Source organism: Caballeronia sp. LjRoot34 (assembly GCF_964253815.1).
In the GTDB taxonomy this organism is placed as follows: domain Bacteria; phylum Pseudomonadota; class Gammaproteobacteria; order Burkholderiales; family Burkholderiaceae; genus Caballeronia.
Map to the genome: position 1 here is coordinate 4,129,150 of NZ_CAXUSB020000001.1, position 12,395 is coordinate 4,141,544.

The 12,395-nt window shown below is 59.9% G+C and carries 10 protein-coding genes; all 10 read right to left on the reverse strand.

What is annotated here, in order from left to right:
• Positions 1 to 3: 3 nt before the first annotated feature.
• The gene (locus tag ACSQ36_RS18635; RefSeq protein ID WP_436182954.1) at positions 4 to 984 is read right to left on the reverse strand and encodes a hypothetical protein; all 981 of its coding nucleotides are present in this window, start codon (positions 982 to 984) and stop codon (positions 4 to 6) included.
• The gene (locus ACSQ36_RS18640; protein ID WP_436182955.1) at positions 981 to 2,156 is read right to left on the reverse strand and encodes a hypothetical protein; all 1,176 of its coding nucleotides are present in this window, start codon (positions 2,154 to 2,156) and stop codon (positions 981 to 983) included. The genes ACSQ36_RS18635 and ACSQ36_RS18640 overlap by 4 nt, the downstream gene beginning before the upstream one ends.
• Positions 2,153 to 3,016 carry a glycosyltransferase gene (locus ACSQ36_RS18645; protein ID WP_436182956.1) on the reverse strand — a complete coding sequence of 288 codons (864 nt, stop codon included), beginning with the start codon at positions 3,014 to 3,016 and terminating at the stop codon, positions 2,153 to 2,155. The genes ACSQ36_RS18640 and ACSQ36_RS18645 overlap by 4 nt, the downstream gene beginning before the upstream one ends.
• On the reverse strand, positions 3,013 to 4,020 hold the full coding sequence (locus ACSQ36_RS18650) for a glycosyltransferase family 4 protein (protein ID WP_436182957.1): 1,008 nt from the start codon (positions 4,018 to 4,020) through the stop codon (positions 3,013 to 3,015). Before ACSQ36_RS18650 ends, ACSQ36_RS18645 begins: the two co-directional genes overlap by 4 nt.
• Positions 4,017 to 5,102: a lipopolysaccharide biosynthesis protein gene (locus ACSQ36_RS18655; RefSeq protein ID WP_436182958.1), complete on the reverse strand. Its 1,086-nt coding sequence runs from the start codon at positions 5,100 to 5,102 to the stop codon at positions 4,017 to 4,019. Before ACSQ36_RS18655 ends, ACSQ36_RS18650 begins: the two co-directional genes overlap by 4 nt.
• A gap of 10 nt (positions 5,103 to 5,112) precedes the next feature.
• On the reverse strand, positions 5,113 to 6,906 hold the full coding sequence (locus ACSQ36_RS18660) for an SLBB domain-containing protein (RefSeq protein ID WP_436182959.1): 1,794 nt from the start codon (positions 6,904 to 6,906) through the stop codon (positions 5,113 to 5,115).
• 273 nt (positions 6,907 to 7,179) lie between these two features.
• Positions 7,180 to 8,619, reverse strand: coding sequence for an undecaprenyl-phosphate galactose phosphotransferase WbaP (wbaP, locus tag ACSQ36_RS18665; RefSeq protein ID WP_436182960.1), 1,440 nt, complete (start codon positions 8,617 to 8,619; stop codon positions 7,180 to 7,182).
• 668 nt (positions 8,620 to 9,287) lie between these two features.
• Complete coding sequence (locus ACSQ36_RS18670; RefSeq protein ID WP_436182961.1) at positions 9,288 to 10,445, reverse strand: TraB/GumN family protein; 1,158 nt, start codon at positions 10,443 to 10,445, stop codon at positions 9,288 to 9,290.
• Complete coding sequence (locus ACSQ36_RS18675; RefSeq protein WP_436182962.1) at positions 10,390 to 11,403, reverse strand: peptide ABC transporter ATP-binding protein; 1,014 nt, start codon at positions 11,401 to 11,403, stop codon at positions 10,390 to 10,392. Before ACSQ36_RS18675 ends, ACSQ36_RS18670 begins: the two co-directional genes overlap by 56 nt.
• Positions 11,400 to 12,395, reverse strand: coding sequence for an ABC transporter ATP-binding protein (locus tag ACSQ36_RS18680; protein WP_436182963.1), 996 nt, complete (start codon positions 12,393 to 12,395; stop codon positions 11,400 to 11,402). The genes ACSQ36_RS18675 and ACSQ36_RS18680 overlap by 4 nt, the downstream gene beginning before the upstream one ends.

The following is a 12,395-nucleotide window of genomic DNA, read 5'->3' on the forward strand; positions in this document are numbered from 1 at the left end:
CGCTCAGTGGAATCGGGCGGCGCCCTCCCACAGGGCCGCACATAAAATCACCCAGACAGCGAGCAAGCGCAGACGCTGTTGACTGAGCCTGAACAGGTTGGTGGTCACCAGATCGATCGAAACAGGAACCCAAATGCCCACTGCCACCCAGGGCGCGACCCTGATTGCGATTGCTGCCGCCGGAAGCGCAAACGCCAGCACTCCTACCGTTTTTCGCAACAGATAATCAAAGCGTGTAACGCGCATCAGATAAGGGTACGCAAGCGAATACCCGGAGCGCACCAGTCGCTCGACTACGGCAAGCGCCGGCGACGCCGCCGCAATGTTCGCGACGATCGATGCCTGCATGAAAAAGAGTCCCGCACTAGCCACGGGCAAGAACAGAAAAACATCGAGCGCCGAACCGCCCGTACTGACGCCGCGCGTTTGACGGCCATCGGATGGTTGCCTCGCCCAGTCGCCGAAGTGAAACAGATAGAGCGAAAGCGCGTAGGCGATTCCCGGGGCGAAGTACACCGCGAACGCCATTGACGACGACAGTGCGAAGCCGACACATGCCGCGCAAGCAAGCAGCCGAGCGCCAACGAGCAGCACGACCGCCCTCTTCTTTGCGCCGAAAACGACCGGGAAATGCGCCGGCGTCAACAACGACGGCGCGACGCCGATCACCCATTTCCATTCGATCCCGCCAAAGAACGCGGCCAGCGCCATTGCGAAAAGCACGGCGAAGCGTGCAGCCACGAGCACGCGCGTTTTCATCGCCGACTCGAAGCCGATCCTGAACGCGATGGTCGCGAACGTCGTGCCGAAGAACGCGGATGCCGTTTCGACGAACGCGATATGGGCCAGCGCTCCGTGCACCGCGAAAGCGCTGAACACGGCGAAGAGTATCTGACCCGACAGCCAGTTTCCGGCCTGGAACAGCAATAGGTCGCTATGAGACCGCAGCGCTTTCAGCGATGCCACGCGCAACAGCCCGCTCACTTTGCCGAGCCGATGCGACGCACGCAGTACAGCATGAAGCCGCAGATGATCGTAAGAACGGCAATCCGGTCGATGAGATAGGTAAAGCTGGTTCGCGGCAAAAACACAATCTTGCTGACAATATCGAATAGCGCCAGCGAGACCAGCACCGGCAATTTATATAAGCTGCGTGCGCACGCCAGCAACCCGCCAATCACGATCGAGCCGGCGATCAGTGCCGTCATGCCACCGAGCACCAGCAAGTCCGCAACATAGACTGACCCTGGGCCCGTAAGCGAATAGAAGCCGATGCCCTCCATCTCTGCGAAGGCCCGGTCGAGCGTGAGGGGAGCGCCTTCCTGCCCCCAGATATCGATGCGCTCTTCCGCGGACAGCAGGTTCGGCGCAAACGGTCCAACCAGACCGGTCATCAGAAAATTGACGTTGGGATAGGCTTGCTCAACGTCTTCGACCTGCCCCACAAGGTGCACCGGACCGCCTCCCGCGATAAAGAGCAAGACGCTCTCCGTGCCCTGACCTCCGACGTCGTCGCCACGAAGCATGGGTAGAACGAAATAGATGCAACCTGCGCCGAGGACGATGATCAGCACATGCCGCAGCCGCACCATGACATGGCCGCCTACGAGCAGCGCGAAGACGAACGGCAACATCGCCTGGCCGACGAAAAAACGGCCCCAGTGCGTCGAGATCAACAAACGCGGCAGCAATACTGCCAGCGACAACAGTATGAAACGCCGGGACTTCACCTCGTTTTCGTCGACGAATCGAAGATAAAAGAAGAACGTATAAAGATGCGCGTACAGGAATATCTGGAAGACGTACGGCATGCTGTCGCCTTCGCCATATTCCGTGCCCCAGCGCATGCCGACGAAAGCCGCCGCGAGCAACATGCAAACAGGCGCGAGATAGCTGATCACTCGCGCTGACAAGCGCAGTGCCGCATCGCGATCAGCGGGGGGGCGCGTGTCGGCGGCCTTCCTGCCCAACCAGGCAGCAACGAGCACATAGCTCACGGCAACCACGCAAGCCGACAGCGCCAGGTAGCCGTATACGGAGTCATCCTGGTACGTGTTGAAGTACACGATCCGGATACCTTCTGGAACGACCCAGAAGGCTGCGACGCCAACCAGGAAGATGAAAAGAGGATCAACGATCCGTGAACCCTTGATCACAGCACCACCTCTTCATTTGCGCGGGCACGCACCAGGACGTAGAGACGGCGGCGCACGCCTGCGGGCACGGATCGGAACAGCAAATAGAGCGTCGCGACAAAATAGAAACGCGGTCCACCGGACAAAAGCCCGCGCTTCACGGCGTTCATGCGAAAGGCAAATTCACGCCGTGCATAAGCCAGCCCGCCGCGCCTTTGATAAAGCGCGGAAGAAACGCTGACTCGCACGAGCGGCTCCTGAATACAGCGATAACGGACGCCTTGAGATGTCCATCGAAGGTGCAGCTCGTAGTCTTCGAGCAACGGCACCGTTTCATCGTATGTGCCGTGCAGGCGAAAGACCTTGGCGCGAATCATCATGCTTGGCTGGCAAACAGGGTTGCGCAACTGCAGCAGTGCATTGATTTGTTCGGAATATTCGGGGCATTGATTGACCGCCACGATTTTTTTCTCATCGAGGCTGAAGTCGTGCTGCCACGCAGTGACGACGTCCACATCCGGATGCTCGGCCAACACCGCCTTTTGCAGGCGAAAACGGTCGGGATAGGAAATGTCGTCCGCGTCGGCGCGTGCGATCAGCTCGCATCGGCAAGACGGAATGCCCCGATTCATCGCGGCCGCCACACCGCGGTTTTCCGGCAACCGGAGGACCGTCATGAAATCAGGTCCGCGGCATGCATCGAACGCAATGCGCGCGTCTTCGAGCACGTTGTTTATTGCGTCACCGACTGGCCCGTCAACCACGACCACGAGCTGGTCCGGCATATCGGTTTGATCAAGCACGTTGGAACGCAGCGAGTCGCGAAACAGCTCGGGATCGTCTTTGGCGTAGACGGCGATCAGTACAGATACCGTGCTCATGATCGGCCGCCGTTTGCCTGCTGCGCAACAGCAAGATACTGACGCGCGATGGACTCCGGCATGAACGCCGTGTCGGATAGACGCACGCCCTGCGCAGCGAGCGCAGACGCAAGCGCTACGCGACAGGACTCGCGTGTGAAATTGGGAGACAGCAGAAAGGTCGTCTTGTTGATTGCATCGAGGACAACTTCCACGAAGCCGCTGGAACCGGTCGTCACCAGATTGCAACCCGAGACCGCCGCTTCAAGCAGCGAAATGCCGAACGCTTCGGTGTCGCATCCGGAGAAGAACACCTTTGTCTTCCCCAGAATTTCCATGACTTCATCGGACGACAGCGACGCGACGAAGTGCACGCGCGGATGCCCATTCGCTATTTGCTTCAGTTCGGTTTCGCATTCGCCCGATCCAACGATCATCGCTTCTAGCGTGGCGTCGGCGTCAAGCACGTCGATCACCGCGGGCAAGAACTCGCTGACCCGTTTTACCGGATGAAGGCGGCCGACGTACGTGATCAAGTTTCGCGTCGCGAGGTCATCGCTCCGATGAGACGCCCAGCATGGCGGCAACGGATTGTGCACGGCGGCGGCGCACTGGATATCGAATAGGCCGGCGAGATGCCGCTGCACATACGCCGACACAGCGACCAGTCGTGCATACCGCTGCGCCATCCGGAAGCTCGCGAGGATGGCGAAAAACTTGAACGTACCTTGTGCATCGATGCGAGGAAAGCCATGCGCGACGCCGATCGCGTTACGTGCGAACGGACACAGGAATATGGCCCAGGTGCTGAAAATCTTCAGCACCGTCGGATCGCGCAGGTCTTTCCAGCGGCGCAGCATGTCGAGCGGCCGGCCGACGACTTCGCCGGGAATGCCCAGCGCGTCGAATCCGGCTGCGACATTGGTCGCGAACGACTGTAGCCCGCCAACCTCGCGGCCGCCGCTCAGGCACACTCGCCGTACGCTTTGCGCGGAACGAGCAGTTACTTGCTGAGCATAAGTCATCTGCTCTCTCCCGAAGTCGCTTGAGCGCGTGCTTGACGTGTAACGAACCATGCGAGCAGCGTCAATCCGACACCAAAGGCGAGACCCGTACCAAGAACGAACACAGCGCTAGGCTTGCTCCTCTTTTGCGGTACGACCGGGTAATCGACGATTTGCAGCGAGCTACCATCGCGTGCTTCATCAATACGCGCCGACGCCAGTTGCGTGGCGAGCAGTTCGAGCAATGCACTGTTGTACTTGTAGTCGCGATAAAGCCCGGTGTATTGGTCGTCGACCGTGTTCTTTGCCCCGGCCTGCATTTCGTCCAGACGACGCTTGAGCGCGGCAAGCTCACTCTTCGCGGCAAGCGTCGCCGGATTCGCCTCGCCTGCCACGGAGCGCAGCGTCGTCAGCTTGATATCCTGCGCGACGATGTTCGCGTTCATCTGCGCGACCATGCCGACGGCAGCGCCCGGTTCGAGCTGCGCAGCCGATGGCGACACGCCAGCGCCGCGCAACGACTTCTCGGCTTTATCGAGTGCGGCTCGCGTTTCGTCGACCTGCTTTTCGAGGAACATGCGGCGCTGCCTTGCATCGGTCACGGCAACACGGCCGAGCAGATCCGTCAGCGACTCGACGTAATAGCTTGCCATTTGCGCCGCGCGCTGCGGATCGAGGTCATCGACGCTGACTTCGATCAAATCGCTTCGCGACGACAGGTACACGTTTGTCTGTTGCGCGAGCTTGCGCCGCACGTCTTCGGGCAGCTTCAACCCGTAGACGTGCGTGAGATTGAATCGTGTTATCTGGGCGTCGGCGACCGAGCGGCTCTTCAGCATGGCGACGTACTGCTCAGCCTGCGTCTTGGCGGCACCCGCACCGCTGACGCCGAGTGCATTCAACTGATTGAAGAGACCGGACGCCGCACTGGGCGATTGAGCGGGCGGGAAAAAAGAGGTTTTGGCAGTAAACGTAGGCGGGATAGCAAAAAACACGGCCACGGCGGCGATGAACGCCACGCATGGCAGCACGAGGATACGCCAGCCGCGCGCGAACCACGCGCAAGCCGACACGACGGATGATGGAAGGAAAGTTGAGTTCACGGTATCGACTTCAGTTGATCAGGAATTTGAGTGCGGCAGCGCCCAGACCGAACTGGTAAAGGATCGTCGTCAGTTCCTTCGTGCCTTGCCACCAGGTGACGCGCTCGAGATCTTCAGGGACGAAAACGGTGTCGCCAGGCATAGCGTCCAGCGACGAGATCGAGTTGAACCATCCTTGCTGGTTCGAGCGCGTTGTGCCATTCGCACGCAACACGAACTCGCCGCCGGTATAGGCAGTACGCTGCTCGCCGCCAGCGAGACTCACATAGTCGCCGAGCTGTGCTGTCGGCTTGAAAAGATAGGAACCCTGATTGAACACACTGCCGTATACGCCCACGGTGGTGGGACGCGGCGGGATCACCAGACGATCACCATCTTCCAGGGTAAGCGGCGGCAAGCTCAGGTCGTCGGGTTTGGTCTCCAGAACGATGCGCCCACTCGGATGAAGCTCGCGCATCTTCGCGATAAGGCGCTGGCCCGCTTCGAGTTGCTGCCGTTGGTCGGCGGTCTCTTCTTTCGCGTTCGCTTGTTGCGACGCCCGCGCCGTGATGTCCCGATCCATGTCCTGCAGCGCGCGTTCATAGTTCGCCTGCTGCGTGCGGCGTACCGATTCGCGTACAAGCTCGCTGCCATACAGGAAAGCCTCGGCGGTCATTCCGCCCGCCCTCTCGATCAATTCGGGCAAGGTCTCGGTACCCGCAACGAGATAGTCGCCCGGACGCGCCACTTCACCCTCGATCCGTACCCGCCGCATCTGCCGGGCGATCGGAACCATGTAGTCCGCCGTGGAGTAGATGCGATAGATATCGCCTCCGTCCAGCAATGCGTCGCTCCGGCTGCTGAGCGGGGCTTCTTCAACACCGGTCGTCGCTCGCTGACGCAGCGTTGCGACCGTGATGCGCTCACTATCCGCCACGGTATTGAGACCGCCGGCAAAACGGATCACGTCGCGCACGTGCTCGCCGGGCTTCAGTTCAAAGATGCCTGGGGCGTTCACGCTTCCATAGATAGCCGCCTGCGGGCCGAGCGGTCCAATGTTGACGATGTCGCCCGGACGCAACGAGACGTCATTCGAACGATCACCGCCCAGGAGCAACTGATAGCCGTCGAAAGTCGCGACGAGCGCGCCGCCGCGACGCAGTTCGATATCGCGCATGCTGCCGCCCGAGTCGGGTCCCCCTGCTTCGACGAGCAGATTCAACAGCGTCGCAAGGCTGTTGACCACGTAGGCGCCGGGACGCACGGCGAACCCCGTGACGTACACGGTCACGCCACGCAGATTACCCAGCGAGATCGATAGGTCGAAATTTGCGTAATAGCGGCCGATTTCTGACCGAAAGCGGCTCGGCAGGTCAGCGTAGTGCGCACCCGACACGGCGATACGGCCGACCCGCGGTACGTTCACATACCCTTCGCGATCGACCACGAGGCGCAAATCTGAATCGACACTGCCCCAGGTTCGCAGCAGGATTTCATCGCCGACATTGATTGCGTAGTCGGGCGGCACTGAATTCACCGAGGCTCCGGACAGCCTCGAGCTTCCTGCGAAAAAGGTCGCACCGAAGCGAGGCAGCTTCTTGCCCGTTGCTTCCTCAACGAACTTCTCGTACTCGTTGCGCTCCGGCACCACGATCTTTGCATCGAGGGCCTCGCGATCGACCTTGTCCGGAAAGACGGCCTGCTGGGCGGGAGGTGACGTGACGGCTGCGGGAGCATTGACGCGCGGCGTCAGGCTCGAACTCCAGCTTTCGGACTGAAGGCCAGGCACGCTCGGAATCGGCGGCACGACGGTGGAGTCGCTCAAGAGTGAATCCACTGTCTGGGGCGCCGCGTAAGCGCCATGCGACTGGGCCAGGACAAGCCCGACCGCAACGGCCAAGCGCGAGACAATGAACCGCGTTGGGCGCTTGCACGCCGTCACGGGCGCGAAAGGAACAAGAGTTTTACGGGTAGACACAGTGGATAACTCAATGGAAAAAGTAAGGGTGGAGCTGACGCAACAAACCAGAACGCGAGCTGTTGGCAGCGCGGCAATAGGGGTTCAGTGCGTCAAATGAGGGCCGGCATTCAGCAGGACTTAGTAAGCGCCGTCGCGCTTGAACACCGTGCGCACCGTCATGAAGAGAATGGCTATGTCGTACCAGAGCGACCAGTTGCGCACGTACCACGCATCGAGATACACGCGGGTGGTGTAGTCGGCGTCGTTGCGGCCGCTCACCTGCCACAGCCCTGTCATGCCGGGACGGGCCATCAGGTAATAGGGAACATCAGCGGCGTAACGCTCGAGTTCTGCTTGCACGATCGGTCGTGGGCCGACCAGGCTCATGTCGCCACGAATAACGTTCCAGAGCTGCGGCAGTTCGTCGAGACTCGTGCGCCTCAGAAAGTTGCCGACGCGTGTCACGCGCGGGTCGTTCTTCAGCTTGAAGTCGCGCTCCCAGTCGCGTTTCGCCTCAGGGTCGCGCTCAAGCAATTCGGCCAGTTTCGCGTTCGCGTCCACCACCATCGAGCGAAACTTGTAGCAGTTGAAAGCGCGGGCATTGCGTCCGATACGCGGATGACCGTAGATCGCCCTCCCGCCGTCCTTGCGCACCTGCCACGCGATATAAAGAAGGAACGGCGCGAGCATCATAGAAATGGAAATTGCTCCGGCCAGATCCAGGCAGCGTTTGAAGAAGCGCACATGCCAGCGGCTCAGATTGTCGCGAACCTGCATCAACAGGAGTTCGTGCGACTTCACATAAGTCGTTCTCATGCCATGAAGCGGCACGCCGGGAACATCAGCCACGATGACTACGCTCGCCGGCACCGAACCGAGTGCGCGCAGCCAGGCTTGTTGCAAGACGGCGTCCTCCCGATCGAGGGCGACCATGACGACGGACCCGGCAAGCGACGGTGCATCGAGCGGACTCAGCGAGGCAACCTGCGCGTTGCTGGGCAGAAGGCTCTTTCCTGCGGGCACGAACGCCTTCAGTGCCAGCCCCATGAGCAGTTCGGTCTCCACTGCAGTCGCGGCATCAAGCGCCAGCTGACCACTTCCGATTACATACAGATCGCGTTGCCAGAGACGCATCTTCATTAACGCGAGTTTGACCGCGAGCCGCCCGGGCGGCACTAGGGCGGCGGCATAGAGCCACATCAGCACTGCGGGTACTATCTCCGTCGGATAGCCGCGAAGAAGCAGCAAACCAACATGACAGGCGCAGCCGAAGATGAGCGTGCCAAAGAGTTCGCGCAACTCGCGCAGCATGGGCAGACGGTTCGCGTAATGGCGCAGCGCCGCGAATCGCAGGATGGCAAGAGCGCCGGCGATAAACGCCGCCACTGGCGCGTGATCGAAGCGCTCGAAAAAGTGAGATCCGGGCCACGCGCCCGGGCCGTTGAATACATGTCCGGCGACGGCGATGGCCAGTACATCCGATGCAGCCAGCGCCACCCCGCAAATTACTGCGTGCACGTGGGCCAGATAAAACCCGGTGCGGTCCGTGGCTGCGGAATTGGTCTTGTCGCGATTCATGACAGATAACTTATGTGGTTCAAATGGGCTGAATGTACTTACTACTGGATACGAGTCGGGTTTCTAACGAAAACGCGTCTGTTCAATAAATCACACGTTCGGCGAAGCATACAAATTCAATCCGGGAACGGAGATAGGGAAACTCTTAAAAAGTTTTTTAAACAATTCCGGATTATTCTTAATACTATTAATGAACAATTGCGACTCGGCGCAATTTGAATTGCAGTCATCCTTGTCCGTACGTGAGGGATTTTTATTTTTCGAACAGATAGGGATGCGCTTGCCTTGCGCCTACGGGGGCGGCGCGAGAGGGTTCTACAGGTTTTGTGCCTTGTGGTCGGAGATACGCTTTCCGGCCGGGTAATTGACGTTCTTCAAGCTGCAATATCTTGAAAAATGATCCCGAAGCAAGCAGTGGGATATCGGCGAATTAATCACTGGAAATGAGCCGAATTTTTTAACATTTCAAGTCATGTCACCCACCCATGCACGCCGCGAAGCATACAAACACAATTCAATAATGGAAAATAGGTCAATTCCGAAAATTCATTTAATATAAATTTAAATAATCATAATTATATAAATAATCGATTTTAAATTCGGCATTGTTTACTATTTCGATATTCTCACGCGCACGTGAAGAATTTGACCGGCGAACGCCTGGAACTTCAAGCCGGGTCCACCATGAACCCACGCTTTCTAAGCAACGCCAGCACGCCCCGATTACCCCCAAGATGCAACGCGCCGATAGCCACGAACACCGGCTTGTTCGGCGCGGCCATCGCCACCATTCGCGCCGCGAACCGATAGTTCCGGTCGACCACCACGCGATTATCGATCTGCGTGGCCAGCCGCCTCGATCTCGCCAGTTTCTCCGTCTTGGCGTCGTCCCATGCCTTGAGCGCATCGGCGTCGCCAATCCGCCATAACCGATGCAGCTCCTTCACATCGGCAACATTCTCGGCCGGCGTCTGCACCAGATCCTGCGCGAGCATTTCCCGCTGCTGTGCCTGCGTGAGCCGCGTGAACGCGGAGATCTGTTCGTTGAGCGTCTCCAGCCCGATCACCCGCCCGCGCGGCCGCAAATACACGTTCTGCAATTGCGTTTCCGTACCGAACTCGGTCTGGAATCCGGCCTTCAAGGTATCGACGGTTTCAACCAGCATCGACGCGAGCCATGGCCTCGACCGGCTGATATCGTCGAGCATGGCGGGGTTGCCGTGCATGCGTGTTTCCAGCTTCTTCCAGAGCGCATCGGGCAGATACCGCGACAGGCACGGCCCCCGGCACGCGCCGTATTTGCTGACTTCATCCGCCGACACGAGCAGGTCGTCAGGGGAGATTTCCAGCGCGAGAGTGGGCGATGCATCGAGCGCGCCGAGAATCAGCTTGCGAAACGGCTGGCTGGCGGGATAGTCGTCGGCATAACCCACGTGCAGCGTGCCGAGCACGTAGATAGTGACCTGGCCTTTGGTCGCGACGTAGAACGGCATATGCGCCGGTTGCGCTTGCACCGGACCACTGGCGGTGGTCCCGTCGGAACGGTCTACGTCAGGGAAAGCCGGACGCGCGGGCGGGAGACTTAAACCCGGCAACGAAGTAGCAGACGTGGGCGGGACCGCCGCGCCCGGCGGCGAACGCGCGCCGGTCACAGCGAACGCTGAACGCGGCGCAACGCAAACAACGGCCAGGATCGCCGCCACCGAAACAGCAAAACTCGCAGCAAGACCCGCAGCAAAACGGCGCGCAACCTGCCGCGCCGTTTGCGGTTCAGGCCTCGATCTCCCCGACTTCCTCGGCGCGATGACACGAGACGTGCCGTCCATCGACGAAACGCAGCGCCGGTTCTTCCACGCGGCATTTATCGATTGCATACGGGCAGCGCTGATGAAATGTGCAACCTGATGGAGGGTTAAGCGGCGAAGGCATTTCGCCTTGCAGCCGGATCTTGATGCGCCGGTCTTCTTCGAACAAGGCGGGTGTTGCCGACATCAGCGCGCGCGTGTACGGATGACGCGGCCGTGCGTAGATGGTTGCCTTGTCGCCAAGTTCGGCCACACCGCCAAAATACATCACCATGACGTCGTCGGCGATATGTTCCACCACCGACAAGTTGTGCGAGATGAACACATAGCTTGTACCGAACTGCTGCTGCAGATCCATGAACAGATTCAGAATCTGCGCCTGAATGGAAACATCGAGCGCGGACACGGGTTCATCGGCCACCAGGATTTGCGGGTCAAGAATCATCGCACGCGCGATAGCCACCCGCTGGCGCTGGCCGCCCGAGAACATGTGCGGGTACCGCGCCGCGTGTTCGGGCCTGAGGCCAACGGTCCGCATCATGTGCGCGATACGTTCGGCGCGCTCGGAGGACGACAGTTTCGTGTTGATCGCGAGCGGTTCGCCCAGCGTTTGCTCGACGGTTTTCCGTGGATTCAGCGAAGCAAACGGATTCTGGAACACCATCTGCACGCGTTGCCGCAAGTCCGCCACCTTCGCGCGGTTCGCATTGGCCACGTCTTCGCCGTCGATCAGCAAACGCCCGGACGTGGGCGCTTCGATCATCGTCAACTGACGCGCTAGCGTCGATTTGCCGCAGCCGGATTCACCCACCACGGCAAGCGTCTTGCCGCGTTCAAGCGAGAACGACACGCCGTTCAACGCCTTCACGGTGCCCTGCTGGAACATGCTGCGCTTGACGCTGTAGTGCCTGGCGAGTTTATCGGCGACGAGGACGATGTCTTTAGCGTCTTTAGCGAAAGTCTCAGGAACGGCATTCATCGCGCGCCTCCGTGTTCTGCCACGAGTTCCATGTTCAGCGGCTTGATACAGCGTGTGCGCACTGCCGGATCGTTCGGGGCGAGTTGAAAGAGCGCCGGCCGCGCCTTGCGGCAATCGTCGACGGCGTACTTGCAGCGGGGGGCGAATAAACAGCCGGTGGGACGATCATCGCGGCCCGGCACCATGCCCGGCAAGGCCGCGAGACGCGCGGCGCCGCGGCTATGTTCGGGAATGGCCGCCAGCAACGCTTCCGTGTACGGATGATGCGGTTCGCTGAAAATAGTCGGCACGTAATTCGTTTCGATAATCTCGCCCGCGTACATAACGGCCACGCGCTGCGCAACCTCGGACACAACCGCGAGATCGTGCGAAATCAGCACGAGCGCCATGCCGCGCTCCTTCTGCAGCTTGACCAGCAACTCCATGATCTGCGCCTGGATGGTGACGTCGAGCGCGGTAGTGGGTTCATCGGCAATCAGCAGCTTCGGATTGCACGCGACGGCCATCGCGATCATCACGCGCTGGTTCATGCCGCCGGACATCTGGTGCGGGAAGGCATCGATACGGCTCTTCGCGTCGGGAATCCCCACTTGATCGAGCAATTCCAGCGCGCGTTGTTGCAGCTTCGCGCCTCTGAGGCCTTCGTGGAGCTTGAGAACTTCCTTGATCTGATACCCGACCGTGTAGCTCGGATTCAGGCTGGACAGTGCGTCCTGAAAGACCATGGCGATGTCCTTGCCGATAATCTTCCGGCGTTGCCGCGCCGACGCCTTCAGCAAGTCGACGCCGTTGAACGTGACCTGATCGGCGGTGACAATGCCGGGTGCATCGATCAAGCCCATGAGCGCCATCATCGTGACGCTTTTGCCGGAACCCGATTCGCCGACAACGCCGACCACTTCGCCGGGCTTGACGGACATATCGATTCGATCAACCGCCGGGAGTCCGTTGAAGCTCACAGCGAGATTGCGGATGGTGAGTAGATCGCTCAT